The organism is Micromonospora sp. DT4 (assembly GCF_049841675.1).
Lineage (GTDB): Bacteria > Actinomycetota > Actinomycetes > Mycobacteriales > Micromonosporaceae > Micromonospora.
Genome location: NZ_JBNCKT010000365.1, coordinates 1 through 565 on the forward strand (window position 1 = coordinate 1; position 565 = coordinate 565).

A 565-nucleotide genomic window follows, 5' to 3' on the forward strand; every position below is an offset into this window, starting at 1 on the left:
CTGGCCGCGTTGTGCATCCGCATCGCGTTGACGCGGGCCTGGTTGTGGAAGTCCGCCTCGGCCCGCTCGCGCGGGTAGCGGGCGGGGTCCGCCAGGTGGCGGGCCAGCAGGGTCGGCCACGGGGTGGCCGGCCGGGTGCCGTGCACGACCCGCTGCCACACCTCGTGGCGGATGCCGGCGCCGACGCCGGCGGCGTGGCGCATGGCGGCGAGGTCGAGCAGCTTGACCGGTCCGCCGGCGCAGTACACCGGACGTCCCTTCCGAGGTGCGACCAGGTCGCGCCGCTGCCACAGCCACATGTCCGGGATGGCCCAGAACCGGGGCTGCAGGGTGCCGGACACGCCGAAGTGCCGGTCGAGCTGGGTGGCGGTCAGGGCCTGCGACGGCAGTCCGTCGGGCAGGCAGACGATCATGGTGTTGATCGTCGCGGTCGGCGTGACCACCGGGCTGGTGGGCGCCGTGGTGCTGGCGGCGGTGGCCGCGGGGGCGGGCTTGCGGCCCGGGCGGGGCGTCACCGTCGGCACGCGGGTGCCGTAGCGGCTCAGCGGGGTCGCGGCACCGTTGG

General features: G+C 76.1%; 1 pseudogene. It reads right to left on the minus strand.

Annotated features, from left to right (window positions below):
- Window positions 1-413 (minus strand): annotated as a pseudogene (locus ACLQ24_RS30135) (hypothetical protein); the annotation flags it as partial.
- Window positions 414-565: the final 152 nt, after the last annotated feature.